17 protein-coding genes and 1 pseudogene are annotated in these 22,453 nt (G+C 45.7%); 11 read left to right on the top strand and 7 right to left on the bottom strand.

What is annotated here, in order from left to right:
• Nucleotides 1-247 precede the first annotated feature (247 nt).
• Together phoB and phoR are read left to right on the top strand one after the other, a co-directional pair.
• Nucleotides 248-934: a phosphate regulon transcriptional regulator PhoB gene (phoB, locus tag OM978_RS17245; RefSeq protein ID WP_008900420.1), complete on the top strand. Its 687-nt coding sequence runs from the start codon at nt 248-250 to the stop codon at nt 932-934.
• A gap of 120 nt (nt 935-1,054) precedes the next feature.
• Nucleotides 1,055-2,374, top strand: a complete 1,320-nt coding sequence (phoR, locus tag OM978_RS17240; RefSeq protein WP_264343512.1) for a phosphate regulon sensor histidine kinase PhoR — start codon at nt 1,055-1,057, stop codon at nt 2,372-2,374.
• Here the strand turns inward: phoR and OM978_RS17235 are convergent.
• Nucleotides 2,361-3,233: a LysR family transcriptional regulator gene (locus tag OM978_RS17235; RefSeq protein WP_264343511.1), complete on the bottom strand. Its 873-nt coding sequence runs from the start codon at nt 3,231-3,233 to the stop codon at nt 2,361-2,363. The genes phoR and OM978_RS17235 overlap by 14 nt on opposite strands.
• Nucleotides 3,234-3,328: 95 nt before the next feature.
• Here OM978_RS17235 and OM978_RS17230 point away from each other — a divergent pair, with 95 nt between their 5' ends.
• Nucleotides 3,329-4,288: a YeiH family protein gene (locus OM978_RS17230; protein WP_264343510.1), complete on the top strand. Its 960-nt coding sequence runs from the start codon at nt 3,329-3,331 to the stop codon at nt 4,286-4,288.
• On the opposite strand, the gene OM978_RS17225 is transcribed toward OM978_RS17230, so the two are convergent.
• The 5 genes from OM978_RS17225 to OM978_RS17205 form a co-directional block, all read right to left on the bottom strand.
• A complete protein-coding gene (locus OM978_RS17225) occupies nt 4,257-5,567 on the bottom strand; it encodes an amidohydrolase (RefSeq protein WP_264343509.1) in 1,311 nt (436 codons plus the stop codon). The genes OM978_RS17230 and OM978_RS17225 overlap by 32 nt on opposite strands.
• Nucleotides 5,568-5,657: 90 nt before the next feature.
• Nucleotides 5,658-6,755 carry an AI-2E family transporter gene (locus OM978_RS17220; RefSeq protein ID WP_264343508.1) on the bottom strand — a complete coding sequence of 366 codons (1,098 nt, stop codon included), beginning with the start codon at nt 6,753-6,755 and terminating at the stop codon, nt 5,658-5,660.
• Nucleotides 6,756-6,792: 37 nt separating this feature from the next.
• Complete coding sequence (locus tag OM978_RS17215) at nt 6,793-8,376, bottom strand: exopolyphosphatase (protein ID WP_264343507.1); 1,584 nt, start codon at nt 8,374-8,376, stop codon at nt 6,793-6,795.
• Nucleotides 8,373-10,493 carry a polyphosphate kinase 1 gene (gene ppk1, locus OM978_RS17210; RefSeq protein WP_264343506.1) on the bottom strand — a complete coding sequence of 707 codons (2,121 nt, stop codon included), beginning with the start codon at nt 10,491-10,493 and terminating at the stop codon, nt 8,373-8,375. Before ppk1 ends, OM978_RS17215 begins: the two co-directional genes overlap by 4 nt.
• Nucleotides 10,494-10,602: 109 nt before the next feature.
• Nucleotides 10,603-11,103, bottom strand: coding sequence for a glycine cleavage system protein R (locus tag OM978_RS17205; protein WP_233008285.1), 501 nt, complete (start codon nt 11,101-11,103; stop codon nt 10,603-10,605).
• A gap of 398 nt (nt 11,104-11,501) precedes the next feature.
• On the opposite strand from OM978_RS17205, the gene OM978_RS17200 reads away from it, so the two are divergent.
• The 8 genes and pseudogenes from OM978_RS17200 to OM978_RS17165 all read left to right on the top strand — a co-directional run bounded on the left by OM978_RS17200 (nt 11,502) and on the right by OM978_RS17165 (nt 21,434).
• The gene (locus OM978_RS17200) at nt 11,502-12,482 is read left to right on the top strand and encodes a PstS family phosphate ABC transporter substrate-binding protein (RefSeq protein WP_264343505.1); all 981 of its coding nucleotides are present in this window, start codon (nt 11,502-11,504) and stop codon (nt 12,480-12,482) included.
• A gap of 187 nt (nt 12,483-12,669) precedes the next feature.
• On the top strand, nt 12,670-14,958 hold the full coding sequence (locus OM978_RS17195; protein ID WP_264343504.1) for an ABC transporter permease subunit: 2,289 nt from the start codon (nt 12,670-12,672) through the stop codon (nt 14,956-14,958).
• Nucleotides 14,959-14,973: 15 nt separating this feature from the next.
• A pseudogene (gene pstA / locus OM978_RS17190) lies at nt 14,974-16,652 on the top strand (phosphate ABC transporter permease PstA).
• 76 nt (nt 16,653-16,728) lie between these two features.
• Nucleotides 16,729-17,541, top strand: coding sequence for a phosphate ABC transporter ATP-binding protein PstB (gene pstB / locus OM978_RS17185; protein WP_233008289.1), 813 nt, complete (start codon nt 16,729-16,731; stop codon nt 17,539-17,541).
• A 26-nt stretch (nt 17,542-17,567) separates the two neighbouring features.
• Nucleotides 17,568-18,278 (top strand): phosphate signaling complex protein PhoU, encoded by a 711-nt coding sequence (phoU, locus tag OM978_RS17180; protein ID WP_127025683.1) that lies wholly within the window; start codon nt 17,568-17,570, stop codon nt 18,276-18,278.
• 152 nt (nt 18,279-18,430) lie between these two features.
• Nucleotides 18,431-19,105, top strand: a complete 675-nt coding sequence (locus OM978_RS17175; RefSeq protein ID WP_264343502.1) for a TIGR00153 family protein — start codon at nt 18,431-18,433, stop codon at nt 19,103-19,105.
• 19 nt (nt 19,106-19,124) lie between these two features.
• Nucleotides 19,125-20,393 carry an inorganic phosphate transporter gene (locus tag OM978_RS17170; protein ID WP_264343501.1) on the top strand — a complete coding sequence of 423 codons (1,269 nt, stop codon included), beginning with the start codon at nt 19,125-19,127 and terminating at the stop codon, nt 20,391-20,393.
• A 129-nt stretch (nt 20,394-20,522) separates the two neighbouring features.
• Nucleotides 20,523-21,434, top strand: coding sequence for a hydrogen peroxide-inducible genes activator (locus tag OM978_RS17165; protein WP_264343500.1), 912 nt, complete (start codon nt 20,523-20,525; stop codon nt 21,432-21,434).
• A gap of 3 nt (nt 21,435-21,437) precedes the next feature.
• Here the strand turns inward: OM978_RS17165 and OM978_RS17160 are convergent, their stop codons facing one another.
• Nucleotides 21,438-22,187, bottom strand: a complete 750-nt coding sequence (locus OM978_RS17160; protein ID WP_264343499.1) for a transporter substrate-binding domain-containing protein — start codon at nt 22,185-22,187, stop codon at nt 21,438-21,440.
• Between the last annotated feature and the right edge of the window lie 266 nt (nt 22,188-22,453).

The following is a 22,453-nucleotide window of genomic DNA, read 5'->3' as shown; positions in this document are numbered from 1 at the left end:
AAAGGTTCACTAAAGTGTCATCTACTGGACTTCTTCATTTATTAGAAAAATGTAAGCAGATTGAGAGTTTTTAATTTTGAACTGGCAAAAAACCGAAATGCTGCAGCAGTTTTGTGGTTGAAGGTATTGATGGGGCATTGCGTCTGGTCATTAGAGGTCAGAATGCTTGTTTTGCTTTCATAAAACTGTCATAAACTAACGCCATACTGGTCAGAATCAATAAATTAGCTTGAATTGGTAGAGGGTTATGTCTAGAAAAATCCTGGTGGTAGAAGACGAAGCACCGATCCGTGACATGTTGTGTTTTGTGCTTGAACAAAATGGTTATCAGGCCAGCACTGCGGAAGATTTTGATTCTGCCGTCAATATGCTGGTAGAACCTTACCCTGATTTAGTATTGCTGGACTGGATGTTGCCTGGTGGCAGCGGTATTCAGTTTGCCAAAAAAATGAAAGGGCATGAGCTGACCCGTACTATTCCTATCATTATGATCACGGCACGTGGTGAAGAAGAAGACAAAGTACGGGGCCTCGAAGTAGGTGCTGATGACTATGTAACCAAACCTTTTTCACCAAAAGAACTGATGGCTCGTATTAAAGCTGTGATCCGCCGTGTGGCGCCAACCAGCTTAGATGATGTGATTGAAGTACAGGGCTTAAAGCTCGACCCTGTGTCTCACCGTGTGACTGCTGCTGAGCAAGCCGTGGATATGGGACCTACAGAATTCCGCTTACTGCACTTTTTTATGACGCACCCGGAACGTGTTTATAGCCGTGAACAATTGCTGGATCATGTCTGGGGTACCAATGTGTATGTCGAAGACAGAACAGTTGACGTGCATATCCGCCGTTTACGCAAAGCCATTTCACTGGCCGGGCATGACCGTTTAGTGCAAACTGTACGTGGTTCAGGTTATAGGTTTTCAGCGAAATAACTTATCTCCGGTTACTTTGGTGATTTACCCTAAGTAATTGGAGTTGCGGCGAGGCGGCAACCGAGAGAGGGCAGCCAACAACGCTGCGGCTTCAGGAACGACGGGTAATAAGTAGGTGCTATGCGTTTGTTATTGTCGAAGAGGAAGATTTTCAGCAAAATCTTCCTTTTGTTTTTTGTCGTTGCATTAATAGGCTGGTTGTTTGACCTGCTATTTCCTGCATTATTTGCCACTTCTTTAGTACTGCTTGGCTGGAATTACCGGCATATTTTTATATTGGACAAATGGTTGTGGCGCGATAAAAAGCTGACGCCTCCGGCCGGTGATGGCAGCTGGCAGCAGGTGTTTGACGGTATTTATTACCGCTTGCGCAAAGCCCGTAAAAAGAATAAAGAATTGCGTGGGCTGATCCGGCGTTTTCGCGATGGTGCCGAAGCATTGCCTGATGCCATAGTCGTGTTGAACAGCGACTGGACCATTATCTGGTGCAATAAACTGGCGCAGCAGTTGGTTGGTTTGCGCTGGCCCCAGGATGAACGTCAGCGTATTGATAACCTGATACGTAACCCGGAATTTCAGACTTATATTCAACAGAAGCAATTTGATCAGCCATTGGAACTATCCTCTCCGGTGAACGAAGATTTGGTGCTGGAATACCGCATGCTGCAATACGGTGACGACCAGCATTTGCTGATCGTGCGGGATGTCACTCAACTGAAACTGCTGGAGCAGGTGCGCAAAGACTTTGTCGCTAACGTTTCACATGAGCTGCGTACTCCTTTAACTGTACTGCAGGGATATCTGGAAGTGATGGATGCGGATAATCTCCCCAACGCCGGTATCTGGCTAAAAGCTCACACTGTGATGCTGGAGCAAACCAAACGTATGGATGCGCTGGTGCAGCAACTGTTAACTTTGTCACGCATTGAAGCTGCAGCTAAAGTGCAGTTTGAAGATCATATCGATGTGCCTGCGATGTTGGCGATGTTGGAGCAAGAATCTCAAACCTTAAATCGTGATAAACATCATCAGATCAGCTTTTCAGTTGAGCCTGATCTGGTGGTATCCGGTATTCGCGAAGAGCTGCGCAGTGCCTTTTCTAACCTGATCACCAATGCGATTAAATACACTCCGAATGGCGGCGAAATTCAGGTGAGCTGGGTACGCCAACATCAGAAAGCTGTGTTCAGTGTCAGCGATAATGGTGAAGGTATAGCGCCGCAGCATGTGAAACGGCTGACAGAACGTTTTTACCGTGTTGATCAGGCCAGAGCCCGTGCTACAGGTGGCACAGGTCTTGGTTTAGCTATTGTAAAACACGTGCTGCAACGCCATAACAGCAAACTGATGATTTTCAGTGAGCCGAAAAAAGGCAGCAGTTTTTCTTTTAGCTTGCCTGCTGAATCTCAACCCAAACGTAAAACTATTAAAGTCCGTTAACGGGCGCCTCCTGCTGCAGAAATTGCAAAAATTTTTGCAGCAGCGGCGGCTGATAGTTTTTATGTTGCACCAATCTGAAATGCCGCTGAAGCTGCAAAGGGCTTTGCAGCAACACCAACTGACCTGCATTAATTTCATCCTGCACTGCCAGCAAAGGCAAACAACCAATACCCAGGCCTTGTTTAACAGCTTGTTTAATAGCTTCAGGTCGCTCCAACTCCAACAGATTGTTGGGGGCCCACTGTAGTCGTGCCAGTTCATGCTCCAATACAGCCCGGGTGCCTGAGCCTTGTTCCCGCACTATCCAACGTTGTGTCAATAACTGTTCTGTCGATAAATTCTGATGCAGCTTAGGGCTGCCAAATAGTACGGTCAGATCCTGTCGCCAATGCTGAATATGAAACTCAGCGCTCAGTACCGGGCCTTCGATAAAACCCAGCTGAGCCTGTTGCTGGTGCATCAGATGCAGTACTTCGCTGCTGTTGCAAAGCCTTAATTTAAAATCAATTTGTGGATAAAGAGCAGTAAATTGAGCCAGTAAGCCGGGCAACAAATAGCAGCCTACAGTTTCACTGGCCACCAGCCTAAGTTCGCCTTTGTCAGGCTCTGAATTCACCAATTCTTGCTGCAACTCAAGAAACACCTGCAGTTTGGGTAATAGATCCAGTGTATGTTGGGTAGGGATTAGCTGTCGGCCCTGACGTAAAAATAACGGCTGGCCCAGGCGTTGTTCCAGCTCTTTTAAGGCCTGACTCGCTGCTGACTGACTTAATGCTAAAAGATCCGCGGCTTTGGTCAGGCTGTGCTGACGGCAAATGGCATCCAATAACAACCAATGGCGTGGGCTGGGGTAATTCATTTGTTTATCTAATCTGAGTAATAAGATAAATCCATTATTCTTATTTTTATCACGCATTACAATAGCGTCGTTTATACAACAAAGATGACATCATTATGTTGGTATTACTTCTGCTTAGTCTTCTGTTACAACTCTGTTATCTGGCAGCGCCTGTACTGCATCAATGGGTCAGTCCTGTGTTTGTTGCTTTGCTGCTGGGATTGTCAGCTGCTTTTGTATTGCCTTTGTGTTCGATTCAACCTCGTGAGCTGCTGGCTTCACAACTGGATAAACTGGCGCTGTTTCAGCAAAAAGCACTGCGTTTTGGCATCGTTTTATTTGCTTTTAGTGTCGATTCTGAACTGGTGCTGCAAACCAGCCCGCTGGCTTTATTGCAGCTGGCAGCCTTGGTGTTGTTGGTGCTGGCCACTGCATTATGGCTTGGGGTTAAAGTGTTTAAATTGCCCAAAGAGCTGGTACTTTTAGTCAGTTGTGGTTTAAGTTTTTGTGGAACTTCGGCCATTTTTGCCACCTGGTCTGTGCGCAAAAGTGACGAAGCTACGTTAACTCAAAGCCTGGCTATGGTTTTGTTGATGGGCTTGCTGGCTTTGCTGGGGTATTCATTGCTGATGCACGCAGGTTTTTTACCTGACGTACAACTGGCCTGGCTGATTGGCAGCACGGCACCTGAAGTGTCACAAGCTGTGGCTGCAGGCAGTCAGTTAGGCGATGCAGCGCCACAAGCTGTGATTGCTAAATTATTCCGGGTTTGTTTACTGGTGCCTTTTTTACTTTTGCTAAGTTTTAACAGCAAAGATAAAGAGGGCTTTGTTTTTCCGTGGTTTGTACTTGGTTTTATTGTGGTGGTGCTGATCAATATCGGCTTTGCCGTGCCTGTCTGGTTCAGTCAGAGCGCTGTTGTGCTATCACAAAGTTGCCTGATTTTTGCGATGTTAGTCACAGGGCTTTTAACCAGCTGGCAGGATTTAATGCAATGCAGCGGCAAAGTGTTTGGCTTTGCCGCTGTGGTGATGGTTTTACTCTTTAGCTTTTCTTATCTGTTTTTGCCGGGTTAGCCAAATAATCTAAAGCCAGGCCAGTTAAAGCCCGAACACCATTTTCCAACGCTTGTTCATTCACCTGAAAAAATGGTGAATGGTTAGGTGCGGTTTTGTCGACCGGAGTATTGTCTGGCGCTATGCCCAAAAAGAAAAATACGCCTGGTACTTCTTGCTGGAAAAATGAAAAGTCTTCAGAGGCGGTGATAGGTTTGATTGGTGCCACACCAGCTTTGCCTGCTGCCCATTCTAGGCTCGGCATAGCCCATTCTGTTAGTTTGGCATCATTCCAGGTCACAGCGGCAAAACCATGGTTATGAAATTCTGCGGTAGCGCCACTGGCCGCCGCTATATGCTCTGAGGTGTGCTGCATTTTTTGTAGTAACTGCTCACGCATAACAGGATCAAAAGTCCGTATAGTGCCTTCAAGTTTTACTTCATCCGGAATAATGTTCCAGCGCACGCCACCATGCACCTGACCTACAGATAACACAGCCGGAGCCTGAGTCACATCCAGCTGACGGGCTGGAATTTGATGTAAGGCGGTGATGAGCTGACCTGTGACCGCTATAGGGTCAACACCACGCCACGGGCTGGAGCCATGCACCTGCTTGCCTTTGACTGTGATATTAAAACTGTCAGCTGCGGCCATGATGCCTTCGCTTTTAACTTGTAATTGTCCTGCCGGGCCTGGCCAGACATGCAGACCAAAAATGGCATCGGGTTTGTATTTAGCAAACACCCCTTCTTTGAGCATTAACTTGGCTCCACCTTCTTCACCTGCAGGCGGGCCTTCTTCTGCGGGTTGAAATACAAACAAAATGGTGCCGGCAAGGTCAGCTTTCAGCTTTGTCAGCACTGAGGCTGTCGCCATCAACATCGCAGTATGGGCATCATGACCACAGGCATGCATCACACCTACATCCTGACCATTAAAGGTACTGCGCACTTTAGACGCAAAAGGTAAGTCGACCTGCTCAGTGACAGGTAAGGCATCCATATCCGCCCTTAAAGCCACCGTAGGGCCAGGTTTAGCGCCTTTTAATACACCCACCACACCATGATGGGCAATGCCGGTTTGCACTTCCAGACCAAGGGCTTTTAAGTGGTCAGCTACTTTTTTGGCTGTATTGACTTCTCGGTTAGATAATTCAGGGTGCTGATGGAAATGACGGCGCCATTCCAGCATCTGTGGCTGAATCGTCTTAATAGCGGATTCGGTTTGAGGTTTTAAATCAATGGCTGCCTGGGCTGAAAACGCACTGGCAACCAGCAATGAAACTAAAGTTCTGAGCATGGTAAGGTCCTTAAAGTCTTTGAGCCTTACCATACTGCTTGTGGTAAAAAAAGCAAAGCGTCAGAAGCTGTTAGCTCGACAACCTCACTATTATTCGTGCTTAGTGGGTGCGGCTGTTGCCTCTGCGGCTTCAACTATTATTTTGGGTTCTCTGAGCCATTCGCGCCAAATCGCCACTAACAGCGCCATCAGTACAGGGCCAACAAATAAACCGACCATGCCCATAGTTTTAACACCACCTATTAAACCAAAAAAGGTGGGTAAAAACGGTAGTTTAACAGGACCGCCCACCAGATTAGGCCTGATGGTTTTATCGACAATAAAAAGCTCAATGCTGCCCCATAAAAATAGGCCAACCCCAGCTGTTAAATCGCCTGTGCCAATCAGATAAATAGAAATTAAACTAAAAGACAAAGGCGCACCACCCGGAATAAGCGCCATAAAACCTGTCAGCACACCAAAAGCTACAGGGGAGGGCACACCAGCTATCCAATACGCTATGCCCAGCACCACACCTTCGCCTATAGCGATAATGGTCATACCTATCACAGTCGAGCTGACGGTGGCAGGCACAACACGGGAAAAGCGGTTCCAGCGATCAGGCAAAATACGTTCGCCAACAGTATCCAGTTGCCAGGCCAGCCTTTCTCCGTCTTTGTACAGAAAAAACAAGGTGATCAGCATAAACAACAAGGTCAGCATAAAGCCTGCCGTGGTCCAGCCAAAATTCAGCACCCACTTGGATATACCACCTATTTGCTCGCCGCTGACTAAACTGACCACCTGGCCTAACTGATGAGGTTCGCCTAAGTAGGTTTGCCAATAAGCTGCTAAGGTTTCCCCAACTCCAGGCAATGCTTTGAGCCAGTCTGGCACAGCAGCACCGTGTTCGTTGGCATACTTCAACCACTCAATCCAGGCGCGTATTTCCTCCATTGCATAACTGAATACCAAAGCAAGCGGGATCACCAGACCAAGCAAAATGGCGATAATAGCGACGCTGGCTGCTAAGGCTGAGTTATTGTGGCAGTAGTTCAGCAAATGACGGTACAAAGGCCAACTGGCAAAACAAATAATCAAAGCAGCCAGTACAGGAACCAGAAAGCCGATAAAAAAGAATACGCCGGCACAGAGGATCACTAACAATAAAGCTCTGCTAATAGCGTCGTTACTAAAAATCTGTGGCATCTGTAACTTTTCCTTTTGCCTGTTGGGCGTTATGTGATTACTCCTCATCCAAACTGGATGGATCAAAACCCGGACTTTGCAAACTGCACTCTACTAAATAGGGGCAGTCGAGCACAAAGGCAATCTTTTTCAGATGCAATTGCTCCTGCTGGAGATCAGCAACCAATAAAGGCTGTTGTTCCAGCCATTCTTTAGGCAGGTGCAGACTAAGGTGCTGATTTTGGCCTTGGGCTTTAAGTTCAGGCAAAAAGTCGTCACGGCGTTTTTGATTGAGTAACACCGCCATGCGCAGCAATACCAATAAAGACACCACCTGACTTGAGCTATACAAATAAAACTGTGACAAATCTTCGCTTTTAATTTTACGACGATGTGAGCGCACCAGGGTGGCGATAAGCTGTTGCTGTTCCTGGTTAAAACCAGGCAAATTGGCATTTTTTAAGATGTAAGACGAGTGCCGCTGCACACTGGACGAATTGATATGCAGGCCAATTTCATACACAGTGGCTGCCCAACTTAATAAATCTGCCATTTCATCCGTCAACTGCCAGTTCGCCCTTAGCTGAGCAAATAACTCCAGCGCTGTGCGACGCACTCTGTCGGCCTGAGCTGTATCTATGCTGTATCTTTTAATCAGACTTTGAATGGTATGTTCACGAATATCATGGTGGTGCAGGCGGTCACTCATTTCATAGAGTACGCCTTCACGCAGTGCCGCATCCACATAATACATTTGTGAAATGCCAAGCATATTAAAAGCCGCAATCAGAATAGCTAAACCGGAGCAGATCAGTAATTTCCGATCGTCAGCTAAACCTGGTAAGTCAAGCTGCAGGCTATTTTCCTGCGCTATCAGCAGGTCTCTTAATTGCAGTAGGTGTTCGAGTTCAATACAAACCGGATGCCAACCTAAACCGACAATAATGTCGCGAATGGTTTTTATTGTGCCTGAAGTACCGACCGCCTGTTGCCAGCCGGTTTCACGGTAAGCTGAGACTATAGGTTCAAGTTCCTGTTCAGCCTGTAAAATGGCGCGTTCAAACTTCTTGGCACTGATGCGGCCATTGGGGAAATGAAACTGAGCATAACTGACGCAGCCCATATTACGGCTTGCCAGTTTGAGCGGCTGGAAACCTTCTCCTATAGCAAACTCAGTGCTGCCGCCCCCAATATCCATTACCAGTCGACGGCCCTGATAATGTTCAAAATGGGCCACACCCTGATAAATAAAACGTGCTTCTTCCTGACCCGAAATCACTTCAATAGGGAAGGGAAATACGGCTTGAGCGCGACGTAAAAACATAGCACTATTTTTCGCCCGTCTTAAGGTGTAAGTAGCAATAACCCGCACCGATTGTGTCGGTACAGGTTTTAAGGTATCAGCAAACTGAGCCAGCACGGCCAGACCACGTAACATGGCTTCTTCGGTGAGCAATAAATCTTCTGTTAAACCTTCGGCCAGCTGCACTTTTTGTTTTTCGCGGTGTAGCAGTTGTAATGCACCGTCTACCACACGAGCTATCACCATGTGAAAGCTGTTCGAGCCTAAATCAACAGCCGCCATATAAGAAGCGGCTTTTTGTGTATCTGTAGTAGCGTCTGCGCTGGTCCAGTGGGTCATGTTCCGGCCTGAGTGGATTGCTGCAACTGAGCAAAATAATCGTAGATTTCCTGTTGGGAGCGAATGCTACGCTTATTGCCTCTTTTTACATAGTGGTTGCTTTGATCTTTATCAATAATCCGGGCTTTGACGTTGTCGTGCCACTGAATATCCAGTGTGGTCATGATTTGCTGCTTAATAGCCGCATCATAAATAGGCACACCTACTTCTACCCGCTGATCCAGGTTACGGGTCATCCAGTCGGCTGATGAGATATATAAATCCGTTTCACCGCCATTGTTAAATACATAAACCCTGGCGTGTTCAAGGTATCTGTCCAGCACACTTAATACGTGGATATTGTCACTACGGCCTTTGACTCCAGGAATTAGCGAACACATACCCCGTACCATAATACGGACTTTAACGCCTGCCATGCTGGCTTTATACAGCAAATCAATGATTTGGTTGTCGACCAGATTATTGATTTTTAGCGTGATTTCAGCTTTTCGGCCAGAAGTGGCAAAACTGGTTTCCCGCTCTATCAAGGCACTGAGTTTAGGCCGGCTCCAGGTTGGGGAGACAATCAAATGGTTAAACTGGAACGGCTTATAGCTGTACTGAATAAATTCAAACACCTGATCCACTTCGTCACAAATTTCACTGTGGCAGGTGAATAAGCTCATGTCGGTGTAAATACGGGCGGTTTTTTCGTTAAAGTTACCTGTGCCTATATGGGCAAACTTCACTGTTTTGCCTTTTTCCTGCCGCGTGATTAAACAGAGTTTTGAGTGAATTTTTAAGGTTTGCAGGCCAAAGATCACTTCAATACCGGCTTCGGTCATGCGCCGCGCCCAGTTGATGTTATTTTCTTCATCAAAACGGGCTTTTAACTCAACCACTACTGTCACTTGTTTGCCGTTACGCACAGCATCCAGCAAGGAGCGAATGACCCGTGAATTTTTTGCGACACGGTACATGGTCATTTTGATAGTGGTGACTTTAGGGTCAAAGGAGGCCTGACGCACCCACTCGGTAAAATAGCCAAAGCTGTGATAAGGGTAATACAGCAGAATGTCGCAGGTGCGTATTGCTTCAAAGCTGGTGGTATGACGCTCAAATTCCGGACTTTTTAATACCGGCATGGCTGGGAATTCTAAAGACGGATGGCCAATATTTGGAAAACCAATAAAGTCTTTAAAGTTACGGTACTTACCGCCAGGAATTAAGGAGTCATAAGAGCTGTAGCCGAGTAATTTTTTCAGCATTTTCAGCATATGCTCAGGCATATGGCTGTCGTACACCATACGCACTGGCTCAGATTTTAAGCGCTGTTTGATGCCTTTGGACATTTTGTCGATCAGGGACTGGTCCAGCGTATCGCTGATATTGTATTCGGCGTCACGGGTCAGTTTCAGTGAAAAGGCCTGAATTTCGCAGAAGTCAAAAAAGCCGTTAAACAAGTCTTTTAAACAGTGCACTATGATGTCGTCGAGCAAAATAATCTGTCGGCGGTAGCGGCCTTTCTTTTTGCTTTTATTTAAATGCAGCGGCAGTTCAACAAAACGTGACATCACACCAGTAGGTACTTGCACTATGGCGTATTCAGCTTTATTAGAGCCGGTCATTTCCACCATCAGGTAGGTGGCGTTGTCTTCTAAATGCTTGGCCAGTTTCACTTCTTCGGCCGAAAGGATAATAGGCGATAAATGCCGCTGTATTTCACTGCGATAATAGCTTCTGGCCCACTGTGCCTGAGCGTCTGTCAGCTTAAAGTTATCTATCAGTTCAATATTGTGTTTACGCAGTTCCTGCTGTAAATCGTCATAAATTTTATTAAAGCGCTCGCCCATGTGCAGCACGATATTCTGAATATCGTGTAATAACTGCTCAGCATCTTCCTGTTCATTGGCATGGTATTTTTTCAGCAGGATACGGCGTTTCACATCCGCTACCCGGACCCGGAAAAACTCATCCATGTTATTAGAATAAATACCTAGAAAACGTAAACGTTCAATTAAAGGGTTACGTTCGTCAGCTGCTTCCTGCAGTACACGGCCATTAAATGACAGCCAGCTTAATTCGCGGGGAAAATAATTCGTATCGCTCACAGTATGTATTAGCTCTGTAATGACCATAACGCGCTCCTGATCGGGTTCTGGAGCTACTCTATGGCAGTTTTATGACAGACTGATGAAAGGATCAAGGGCTTGATCCTCTATTACAGAAATATTTTTTTCAGAGAATTTAGTGTTCAATATCAACCACTACGTCAGATGCTATAGCCTCAAGAGCTTTCACTACTTCATCTTTATTCAGACCTGCAGGCAGTTCTACTGTAGCTATCGCATGAAACAAAGGTACTCCCCAGTTGGGTGCGCTTTGTTTAGAGCTTTCGAAGTGAATAATATTGGCACCTTTGTGTTTGATCACGCTGGACAGCTCGCGCACTATGCCGGGTCTGTCGTTCCCTGTGATGACAAATTGCAGCTGTTTATCCAGATGAACTTCAGAATGTAGGCCTTGCTGAATTTTAATATCCAGATCAGCCATACGTTCCAGTTCTGTTGTCAGTGCAAACAGATGTTCTTCAGGGACTTCCAGTTGCAATATACCCGCAAAGTAGCCACCCAAGTGACTTAAGTTACTGGCCATCCAGTTGCCTTGATGACTGGCAATGACTGTGGCGAGTTGTTCTACTAAACCTGCTTTATCCTGACCTATAACGGTTAAAATCAACTGCTTCATACAACCTTACTCCCGGAAACGGCGGAAAACTGATAAAAATGCAAAACACCTTTTGAAAAACAGTGGGTTAGCCAGATTTGGCTTACCCCATTGTAGACCTCTGGCCAGTTTTTGACAGTCAAGTCGTCGCAATTCTCCTGACAAATTAAAAAAAAATGATCTAGCTCAGCTTTATGCGTGTTGGTTGATACTCTTGCCTGTGTTCACGAATGTACTTTCGTACCTTATCAAAACCAGCTTCGCTGTTATGACTAAATGGATGCTTTGCTACAACTTCAATGAGTTTAGGTTGGAGTTCTTTTATTTCGTCATATTAGTGTCATATTTCTTTCTTATGATGAGTCCCAGAAAACAACCTGAACCACGAACAGGCATCTGTCTGTTGTGAGGAGAGCAACGTGAAAGTAGCAAAGTTATTAACTTCATTAAGTCTGATCGCAGCCACTTTAGGCCTGACAGCTCAGGCAGCCATTATCGAAGCCGACCCTAAATTACCAGCCTATGTAAAATCCACTGGTGTTTCAGGCAACATTTCCAGCATCGGTTCTGATACGTTAAACAACCTGATGACCAAATGGGCAGAAGAGTTCCGTAAGCAATACCCGAACGTGAACATCCAAATCCAGGGTGCTGGTTCTTCTACTGCTCCTACAGCTTTAACTGAAGGTACATCGAACTTTGGCCCAATGAGCCGTGCGATGAAGCCATCAGAAGTTCAGGATTTCGAAGCCAAGTACGGCTATAAACCAATGGCTATTCCGGTCGCTATCGACTTGTTAGCTGTATACGTGAACAAAGACAACCCGTTAAAAGGTCTGACTATTGCTCAGGTGGATGCTATTTTCTCTGCAACCCGTAAATGTGGTTACAAAGAAGACGTGACACGTTGGGGCCAGTTAGGCATGGAAGGCGCGTGGGCGAACCGTGATTTCACTGTATACAGCCGTAATGCTGTATCTGGTACTTATGGTTACTTTAAAGATGTTGCTTTATGTGGCGGTGACTTTAAATCCAGCATCAACGAACAGCCAGGTTCTGCTTCTGTAGTGCAGGGTATCAGTGAGTCTATTAACGGTATCGGTTACTCAGGTATCGGCTATATCACATCAAGCGTGCGTGCTTTACCTTTAGCGAAAAAAGAAGGCGAACCGTTTTATGCACCAAATGCGGATCACGCTTTAGATGGTAAATACCCGTTATCCCGTTTCCTGTACGTTTACATCAACAAGCACCCAAACAAAGAAATGCTGCCTTTAGAGCGTGAATTTGTTCGCTTCGTACTGTCAAAAAATGGCCAGGACGTAGTAGCTCATGACGGTTATGTGCCAGTACCAGCAACAGTAGCTGCAAAAGCTCTGGCTGACTTAGGTATCAAATAAGTCTGAACGATACGAAAACAAGGCGCCGAAAGGTGCCTTGTTTTTTTCTATTAAAAACAAATGTTTGATTTTTTCTGCCTGACTTGATTTGTGTCATTTATATGACAAAAAACCACTCTGTAATATTTCCGTCATAAAACTCTACTATAGTTGCCAGCATCTTAAAGTAACTGGTGGTATCGCAACTATGCACTCAACCCATCCAAGTCAGCAGTCAGCCGGTGATTCACCGCGTTCTTTGCTGCCAACTGGTGAACGTCGGGCCCGCTTACGGCGCTGGCGTGCTATTAAAGATAAAATCTCCAAATATGGCATCAGCTTTGCCGGCATCAGTGTGGTGCTGGCTTTTGCTACTATATTTGTTTATCTGTTTTCTGAAGTAGGGCCTTTATTCTCCTCCGCTTCAGTCGAACAGAAAACCAGCTACCAAAGCCCAAGCGCACAACCTTTGCACAGCAATATTGAGCGTTACGGTGAAGTGGGTTTAACCATTACCTCTGATGCGAAGTTGCAATTTTTTAATGCAGATACAGGTGAGCTAAAGCAACAGGTTCAGCTGGCTTTGCCTGCTGGTGTGACAGTCACAGCTTTTGGTAAAGCAGACCCTCGTACTGGTACCATCATTTTAGGTTTATCCAACGGTCAGGCTTTAATTGCCAAGCACGAATACCTGTTGAGTTACCCAAACGACCAGCGCCAGGTCAATCCTAAGATTAGTTTTCCTTTAGGTGAAAATCCTGTGCAGGTCGATGCTCAGGGCCAGGCTTTATTGGCTGTTGCTATTCAGGAAAAAGACGAAAACCGCATGTTGAGCGCCTACACGGCTGACGGTCGTTTAGTGCTGTCGAATATGGTGGCTGAAACTGTATTCCTGACCGGTGAAACTACAGTAGTTCGCACCGATTACAGTTTGCCAGATGCACCAGCGTCTGCGACTAAAATACTGATCGATAACACCTTCCAGAATTTATTTGTCTCTGATAAAACAGGTCACATTCATTATTACGCCATCAATAACCCACAAGAAGCGCGCTTAGTACAAAGTGTGAATGCAGTTGCATCAAGCGCACAAATTACCGCTATGGAGTTTCTGGTGGGTACTGTGTCTTTGGTGGTGGGGTCCTCTAAAGGTGAATTGAGTCAGTGGTTTTTAGTGCGCGATCAGCACAACAACTTCGACTTAAAACAAATCCGTGACTTTGAGCAGCACCCAGGCGCTATCACTCAAATTGAATCTGAATATTCCCGTAAAGGCTTTATGGCTATCGATGATAAAGGTCATTTAGGCATTCATTACGGTACTTCAGCCCGCACTTTATTTTTAGAAGCCTTTGACGATAGTCTGATCGCAAAACAAATTGCTATATCGCCTATCAATACCAATTTCCTGATGCTGGATGATAAAGGTCAGATGCATAAGTTTGAGCTGGAAAATGCTCATCCTGACGTATCTTATAAAGCACTGTGGAACGAGGTATGGTACGAAGGCCGTGATGAAGCTAAATACATTTGGCAGGCCTCGGCAGGTTCGGATGAATTTGAAGCGAAAATGAGCATGGTGCCGCTGGCTATTGGTACTTTAAAAGCCGCCTTTTTTGCCATGTTATTTGCCACTCCGCTGGCGATTATGAGCGCGATTTACGTGGCTTATTTTATGACGCCAGTGCTGCGTGGTAAGGTAAAACCTACCATCGAAATTATGGCGGCTTTACCTACAGTTATTTTGGGGTTCCTGGCTGGTTTATGGCTGGCGCCTTTTATTGAAGAGTATTTAAGCGCTGTATTTGCCATCCTGTTCCTGATGCCATTTATGATGCTTGCAGCTGCCTACTTATGGCGGTATATGCCGGAATCTATCCGTAACCGTTTTGGTTTAGGCTGGGAAGCAGCGTTTTTAGTACCTGTAATTATTCTGTTTGGTTACCTGGCTATCAGTGCCAGCCCAATGATTGACAACACTTTCTTTGATGGCAGCTTACGTCAGTGGTTTACCGACAATGGCATTAACTACGACCAGCGTAATGCATTGATTGTAGGTATAGCTATGGGCTTTGCTGTTATTCCGAATATCTTCTCTATTGCTGAAGATGCCATTTTTAACGTGCCTCGCCACTTAACTCAGGGCTCTTTAGCTTTGGGCGCCACACCATGGCAAACCATGGTTGGTGTGGTATTGCCAACCGCAAGTCCAGGTGTGTTCGCTGCGGTCATGGTGGGTTTTGGCCGCGCTGTGGGTGAAACCATGATCGTGCTGATGGCAACAGGTAACAGCCCTGTAGTGAACTTTAATATCTTCGAAGGTATGCGTACTTTATCCGCCAATATTGCGGTTGAGCTTCCTGAAACTGCGGTAGGCAGCACTCACTTCCGTGTGTTGTTCCTGGCAGCGCTGGTGCTCTTTGTATTTACCTTTGTATTTAATACTCTCGCCGAAGTGATACGGCAGCGTTTACGTCAACGCTTCAGCAATCTGTAATTAAGGGGCACTTTGATGAAATCTTTATTTGGCGTAAGAGCCTGGTTCAGATCAGGGACTCCCTGGATTTGGTTAAACGCCGGTGCCATCGCCTTGTGTCTGGTGATGGTGGTGGGCGTGTTAGGTTTGATTGTGGTGCGTGGTGGCAGTCATTTCTGGCCTGCGGATTTACAGCAGACCGAGTGGGCACCTGAATCCGGTCAAAAAAAGTTATTCTGGGTGAACTGGTGCGCGCTGAAACAGTGTCAGCTGTGATGTTGCGTGAGTCGGGCGCTACAGTGCCAGCAGAGCTGGAGGCGGTCACCCGTTATTTGGTGAAAGTAGGCAACCGCGATGTATATGGCCGTGATTTCTCCTGGTATATGGATTATGAAATTAGCGGTTGGTCTGTGCCTGAAGGTGCTATTGCGTTGGAGCGTCGTGAGCGTGGTAACTTTTATGGTTTTCCGCTGAAATTAACTGAAGGCGACAAACTGATTGCTGAAGGTGTGGCCATGTGGCCAGAGCTGTTGCAGCGGGTTGAACGCGCCAACGCTATTTTCCAGCAGATGAAAGATATCGAAAAAAATGACATCAGCCGCATCAACAACCAGATTGAAGAGCTACGTTTAGCTGAACGTCGGCTGGTGTTGGATAAAGTGTCTGACGCTGAAATGGCAGAGTTTAAAGCTCAGGCCGCTGCAGAAAACAAAATACTGAGTGATGAATACGAAGTGATCCAGCAAAAGCTGGATCAACTGCGTGCTGAATCTAATCGTGACAGCTTAGTAGTTCGTTCTGCGGAAGGCCGTGAAGTGACAGTTTCACTGGCTAATATTGTTCATGCTTATGCACCCAACGATATGTCGGTCTGGCAGAAAACCAAACACTATGTCAAAGGCATTGGTAACTTCCTGACTGAAGAGCCACGTGAAGCCAATACCGAAGGCGGTATTTTTCCGGCCATTTTTGGTACTGTCACTATGGTTATCTTAATGGCCATTATCGTGACGCCTTTTGGTGTGCTGGCAGCTATTTACCTGCGTGAATATGCCAAACAAGGTCCACTGTTGAAGATCATCCGGATTTCGGTATACAACCTGGCTGGTGTACCTTCAATCGTTTATGGTGTCTTTGGTTTAGGTTTCTTTGTTTACATTATGGGTGGCAGCATCGATCAGTTGTTTTACCCTGAAGCTTTACCAAGCCCGACTTTTGGTACTCCGGGTCTGTTCTGGGCTTCATTAACGCTGGCGCTGCTTACGCTTCCGGTGGTGATTGTATCCACAGAAGAAGGTTTATCCCGTATTCCAAGTACTATTCGTATGGGTAGCCTGGCGTTGGGCGCCACTAAATCTGAAACCTTATGGAAAGTCGTAGTGCCACTGGCTACTCCGGCTATGATGACTGGCTTAATTCTGGCTGTGGCCCGAGCTGCAGGTGAAGTCGCGCCACTGATGCTGGTAGGGGTGGTGAAGTTAGCTCCTACTTTACCTATAGATGGCAACTTCCCTTTTGTTCACTTAGACCAAAAAATTATGCACTTAGGTTTCCATGTGTTTGATGTGGGTTTCCAGAGTCCAAACGTTGAAGCCTCGCGTCCTTTACTCTATGCCACAGCACTGGTGCTGGTGTTATTGATTGTGGTGCTGAATATGGCGGCTATTTATATGCGTAACAGATTACGTGAGAAATACCGCAGCGATACAGATTAGAAAGCGACTGGCCTGCATGGCAGGCCTTTTATGCTAACCCAATTTCGCAGACCAATTTCATAGAATGGTAATGAAGATGAATCAAGATAAATTAACAGCTCCACCAGTAGAAACCGAATTGAAACTGTCGGATGAAAAAATCAAACTTCAGGTCAATGATCTGAAGCTGTACTACGGTGATGCGCTGGCATTAAAAAGCGTCAATATGACGATCCCGGAAAAACGCGTAACTGCTTTTATCGGCCCTTCAGGTTGTGGTAAATCTACCTTATTGCGCTGCTTTAACCGGATGAACGACTTAGTAGATATCTGCCGTATTGAAGGCCAGATTTTAATGGATGGCCAGAATATTTATGACCCGAAAATTGACGTGGCTGAGCTGCGCCGTCAGGTCGGTATGGTATTCCAGAAACCTAACCCTTTTCCAAAAAGTATTTATGAAAACGTGGCTTATGGCCTGCGCTTACAAGGCGTCAAAGACAAACGTATTCTGGATGAAGTGGTAGAAACTTCATTAAAAGGTGCGGCCTTGTGGAACGAAGTAAAAGACCGTTTGCACGACAATGCCTTTGGTTTATCAGGTGGTCAGCAGCAACGTTTGGTGATTGCCCGTGCTATTGCCATTGAACCAGAAGTGTTATTGCTTGATGAACCAGCTTCAGCTTTGGATCCAATTTCCACGCTGAAAATTGAAGAGCTGATTTATGAGCTCAAAGATAAATACACTATTGTGATTGTTACCCACAATATGCAACAGGCCGCCCGTGTATCCGACTATACTGCTTTTATGTATATGGGTGATTTAATTGAGTTTGATGCCACTAATAAGATGTTTACCAATCCATCGCAGCAACAAACTGAAGATTACATCACAGGCCGTTTTGGTTAACGGATTAGCCCCAGGAGGAGAAAGCGATGGACAAAATGAATTTAACTAAACACATTTCCAGCCAGTTTAATGAAGAAATTGAACAGGTTCGCAACCATGTGATGGCGATGGGCGGCTTAATTGAGCAGCAACTGGCTGATGCACTGAATGCTATTGCCAGCAGTGATGCTGACTTAGCTCGTCAGGTGATTGCTAACGATTTAAAGGTAAACGACTGGGAAATCAAAATTGACCACGAGTGCACCCGTATTATTGCAAAGCGTCAACCTGCTGCAAGCGATTTACGTTTGATTATGGCTATTATCAAAACGATTTCTGATTTAGAGCGTATTGGCGACGAAGCTGAACGTATTGCTAAAGTGGCACTGGAGTCCTTTAACAGTGCGCAGCAGGACTTGCTGGTCAATCTGGATAATATGGGCCGCCATGTCGCGCAGATGCTGCACGATGTATTAGATGCTTTTGCCCGTATGGATGTGGAAGCGGCTTTAGCTGTGCACCGTGAAGATAAAAAAGTAGACCGTGAATACGAAGCTATCACCCGTCAGCTGATGACTTATATGATGGAAGACCCACGCTCTATTCCTAAGATCATGAACGTATTGTGGTCAGCCCGTTCGATGGAACGTATTGGCGATCGTTGTAAAAACGTCGCTGAATACATCGTCTTTCTGGTGAAAGGTAAAGATGTGCGCCATGCTGATGATGAAAAATTGGAGCAAGACGCGCGCAGTTAAAAAACTTACCCATAAAGTTGTCATAAAAGCCTGATAAAACCTATGTTTTATCAGGCTTTTTTTATTACTGGCTTTTAAGAAGTTTTTATTACACTTTGATTGCAGTACAATGCGCGCCGGTTTTCATTAACTCAACAGCAAGAGGCACACTTATGCCAAATCACTTTTTGGCGGTTTTTGCGAAATCACCAATCAAGCCTTTAGAAGAACACATCAAGAAGGTATTTGATGCCAGTCTGTTATTACTGCCGTTTTTTGACGCAGTATTTTTAAAGGATTGGGAACAGGCGGCTGAAGTTCGTAAGGCACTTGTAGCGTTAGAAAAGGATGCTGACAAATTAAAGCGTGATATCCGTGTGCATTTACCACGTGGATTGTTTTTACCTGTAGACAGAACGGACTTGTTAGAGCTGGTTTCTCAGCAAGATAAAATTGCTAACAAAGCCAAAGACATCACCGGCCGTGTGTTAGGTCGTGAGTTAGAAATTCCTCTGCCTATTCAGGTGGAATTTAAGGCGTATTTACAGCGTTGTATCGACGCCGTTGAATTAGCCTGTGAAGCGATCAACGAGCTGGACGAACTGCTGGAAACTGGTTTCCGTGGTCGTGAAGTCGAGTTAGTCATCAAAATGGTTGAACGTATCGACGAAATTGAACACGACACTGACCAACTGCAAATCAGTCTGCGCAAGTATGTACGCAAAGCTGAAGCCGAAATGAATCCGGTTGATGTGATGTTCCTGTACCGCACTTTAGAGTGGGTTGGCGATTTAGCTGATTCAGCTTTAAAAGTAGGTTCTCGACTCGAAATCATGTTAGCCCGTTAATTCTTAAGGTAATTCAACGATGGAAATTATTTCTCAATACGGCTTATTGCTGATTATTATTGCCGCTGTATTCGGCTTTATTATGGCCTATGGTGTGGGGGCGAATGACGTTGCCAACGCTATGGGGACTTCAGTTGGCTCTAAAGCTTTAACTCTGAAACAAGCCTTAATTATTGCTGCCATTTTTGAAGCCGCCGGTGCCTGGTTGGCTGGTGGTGAAGTGACTTCAACTATCCGCAGCGGCATAGTTGATGCTGAAGCTTTTAAAGCTGTGCCTGAATTGCTGGTGTACGGCATGATTGCATCTTTATTAGCTGCTGGTACCTGGTTATTAGTGGCAACTCATTTTGGCTGGCCTGTTTCTACCACTCACTCTATTGTTGGCGCTATCATTGGCTTCGCTTCGGTTGGCGTGGGTATGGAATATGTGCGCTGGGATGAAGTCAGCAGCATAGTAGGCAGCTGGGTTGTGACTCCTGTGTTGGCTGGTATTCTGGCATATCTGATCTTTATGAGTGCGCAGCGCCTGATTTTTGATACAGATAATCCACTCGAAGCTGCGAAAAAATATGTGCCTTTCTACATGGTGTTCGCTGCTTTTATGATGGCTTTTGTCACCGTCAGCAAAGGCTTAAAGCATGTAGGCCTGAACCTGACGTCCACTGAAGGTTTCATGTTGTGTGTAGCCATCGCCTTAGTGGTGGGTATCATTGGTAAAATTGCCATTAGTCGTCTGAAAATAGACCCTGAAGCTGACAAGGAAATGCATTTCAATAACGTAGAGCGTATCTTCGGTATTCTGATGATTTTCACTGCTTGTTGTATGGCTTTTGCTCATGGTTCAAACGATGTAGCCAATGCTATAGGTCCTTTGGCTGCTGTGGTGGGTATCATTCAGTCCGGTGGTCAAATCCTGGATAAAGTCGCATTAGACTGGTGGATCCTGCCTTTAGGCGCTGTCGGTATAGTGCTGGGTTTAGCAACTTTAGGTGCTAAAGTAATACGCACCATTGGTGAAAACATTACTCACCTGACGCCAAGCCGCGGTTTTGCTGCTGAAATTGCAGCTGCCAGTACAGTGGTGATTGCCTCTGGTATAGGTTTACCTATTTCTACCACTCAAACTTTAGTGGGGGCGGTTTTAGGTGTCGGCATGGCTCGTGGTATAGCTGCACTGAACCTTGGAGTTATCCGTAACATCTTTATTTCATGGGTTGTTACTTTGCCTGTAGGCGCTGGTTTAGCTATCGTATTTTTCTATATCATCAAAGCAATTTTTGGCGCTTGATGCCATCTGTAGTTTGATAAAAAATCCCGGCTTGATGCCGGGATTTTTTTATTATTTTAAATGTCACTTTGCTTTTTGGAGCTATTCGCTTAAATTGGTTTTAATCAAGTTTAGTCATCGGAATTAAAGATGAAACGAGTTCCCAGTATCAAACAGCTGCAGTATTTGCTGGCCTTGCATGAACATCAGCATTTTGGCCGTGCTGCTGAAGCTTGTTATATAGGCCAGTCCACTTTAAGCGCTGCCATTGCCAACTTAGAAGAAACTATGGATGCGCAGTTGTTGGAGCGCGATCATAAGACTTTTATTTTTACCCCGCTGGGCGAAGATGTGGTGCGTCAGGCGCGGTACATAGTGGAGCAATGTGAAGAGCTAACTGAATTTGCCAAATCTCAGGGCAAGCCAATGGCGGGGCCGCTGCGTTTAGGTTGTATTCCAACCATTGCACCTTTTGTATTGAGTGAAGTGATGGCGCTGACCCGTGAGCGTTTTCCTGAACTGCAATTATTGCTGCGGGAAGATACGACGGAAAACTCCTTACAGTCATTGAGTGAAGGCCGCCTGGATTTAGTGTTGTTAGCTCTGCCTTATGATACCGGCACTTTGCATGCCGAAGTACTGGCCCAGGACGCCTTTAAGCTGGTGCTGCATAAAGACTGGCTTGACCGGGGTTTTCAGCAGGATATCAGTCAGTGGCCAGATGAAAGTATCTTCCTGTTAGAGCGGGAGCACTGCATGACAGGTCATGCGGTAAAAGCCTGTGAGTTGGATGACAGTCGTAAGGTAAATCCGTTTTTTGCTACCAGTTTGCATACCTTAAGTCAGATGGTAAACAACAAGCTGGGCGTAACTTTTATGCCTCAGATGGCGATCAACAGTGGTTTATTGCGCGGCACTGAATTAGTAGCGCAGAAACCAAGTTCAGGTCAGGCCTACCGGGATATAGGTATCGCATGGCGTCCTACGTCCAGTAAATTACGTAGTTACCGTCAGATGGCACAGTTAATCACAGAAGTATTGCAGCAAAAATGCAGTGACTAAAGATTAATCTAGTGTGGGTAAGGTCAGTTGCGGATAGTGACGATAAAACTGTTTCAACTGACCTGTTTTATATAAATCGATAAAACGTCGATCCCAAATTTCTTTAAATGCCTGTCCAGCTTCATTATTAGCAAAGGCCAGATAAATTGGGTCCCGTAGCAATTCTTTGTAGTGCAGAGGTTGTAACTTGACTGGCGTTTCACCTTGCAGGTATTGCAACAGCTCACTTTTTTCTGCCAGATAAATATCAACCCGACGATTCTTCACTAATTCCAGCCCTTGTTTAATGTCCAGCACCTCATAACCTTTTGCCGGCAGATCCAGCAATAAATGTAAATCGTAGGCCAGATCCCAAGCCAATTTATGTTGTTTTAACTGTTCCAACCTGGGTGGCGCTGTGTGTTCCGGATGATAAATAGCCACTATTAAATCAAAATCAAAAGGGTGGGTAGAGAGTAGTAATATCTCGCGCTGACTGATGGACTCATGAGCTGACAAGCCAGGTACCATATGGTGTTTACCTTGTTGCACCAGAGCGATAGCCCGGCTGTAATTACTAAAATTCCATACCAGTTGTACCTGATCTTTTGGATAAACGAACTGGAACAAATCCACATAAGCACCACTACCATCCGCATTGGTAAAACCAGGCCAGATAGGTGTGCTGATCTGAAGTTCAGCAGGGACTCTTTGCTCAGCAAAAGCAGGTTGGAAGGCTAAAAAACAACAGAGTAAATAGAAGCGGTAAATCATCCGGTAATGTCTCTGGGCTTTTCTAAAGCTTAGCTGAAATTCTGCATAGCGTAGTCTGGCGGAAAAATAGCTTGTGTTGAAAAAAACATCTTTGTAGACTGCCGCCGCGCTATCAAAGCGCTTTTGGTATCGGCATCAATGCCGGTTTAGTACCCAAAGTAATTGGAATTGCAGTGCGGCGACAAGTGAAAGAGTCCCCTAGAGCATAGTTGTCCTATGTGACTGGGGCGAGAGAGCTTAGTCAACAAAGCTGCGGTTTCAAGTAC

It is taken from the genome of Rheinheimera sp. MM224 (assembly GCF_947090785.1).
Classification (GTDB): Bacteria; Pseudomonadota; Gammaproteobacteria; order Enterobacterales; family Alteromonadaceae; genus Pararheinheimera.
This window is presented reverse-complemented; position numbering and strand designations above follow the sequence as displayed.

Bases quoted from the DNA above. Each gene is read 5' to 3' on its own strand.
- OM978_RS17205 (WP_233008285.1), bottom strand. From the start codon at position 11,103: ATGAAGCAGTTGATTTTAACCGTTATAGGTCAGGATAAAGCAGGTTTA.
- OM978_RS17160 (WP_264343499.1), bottom strand. From the start codon at position 22,187: ATGATTTACCGCTTCTATTTACTCTGTTGTTTTTTAGCCTTCCAACCT.
- OM978_RS17165 (WP_264343500.1), top strand. From the start codon at position 20,523: ATGAAACGAGTTCCCAGTATCAAACAGCTGCAGTATTTGCTGGCCTTG.
- OM978_RS17220 (WP_264343508.1), bottom strand. From the start codon at position 6,755: ATGCCACAGATTTTTAGTAACGACGCTATTAGCAGAGCTTTATTGTTA.
- phoB (WP_008900420.1), top strand. From the start codon at position 248: ATGTCTAGAAAAATCCTGGTGGTAGAAGACGAAGCACCGATCCGTGAC.
- OM978_RS17235 (WP_264343511.1), bottom strand. From the start codon at position 3,233: ATGAATTACCCCAGCCCACGCCATTGGTTGTTATTGGATGCCATTTGC.
- phoU (WP_127025683.1), top strand. From the start codon at position 17,568: ATGGACAAAATGAATTTAACTAAACACATTTCCAGCCAGTTTAATGAA.
- OM978_RS17195 (WP_264343504.1), top strand. From the start codon at position 12,670: ATGCACTCAACCCATCCAAGTCAGCAGTCAGCCGGTGATTCACCGCGT.
- OM978_RS17230 (WP_264343510.1), top strand. From the start codon at position 3,329: ATGTTGGTATTACTTCTGCTTAGTCTTCTGTTACAACTCTGTTATCTG.
- ppk1 (WP_264343506.1), bottom strand. From the start codon at position 10,493: ATGGTCATTACAGAGCTAATACATACTGTGAGCGATACGAATTATTTT.
- phoR (WP_264343512.1), top strand. From the start codon at position 1,055: ATGCGTTTGTTATTGTCGAAGAGGAAGATTTTCAGCAAAATCTTCCTT.
- OM978_RS17170 (WP_264343501.1), top strand. From the start codon at position 19,125: ATGGAAATTATTTCTCAATACGGCTTATTGCTGATTATTATTGCCGCT.
- OM978_RS17175 (WP_264343502.1), top strand. From the start codon at position 18,431: ATGCCAAATCACTTTTTGGCGGTTTTTGCGAAATCACCAATCAAGCCT.
- OM978_RS17225 (WP_264343509.1), bottom strand. From the start codon at position 5,567: ATGCTCAGAACTTTAGTTTCATTGCTGGTTGCCAGTGCGTTTTCAGCC.
- OM978_RS17215 (WP_264343507.1), bottom strand. From the start codon at position 8,376: ATGACCCACTGGACCAGCGCAGACGCTACTACAGATACACAAAAAGCC.
- pstB (WP_233008289.1), top strand. From the start codon at position 16,729: ATGAATCAAGATAAATTAACAGCTCCACCAGTAGAAACCGAATTGAAA.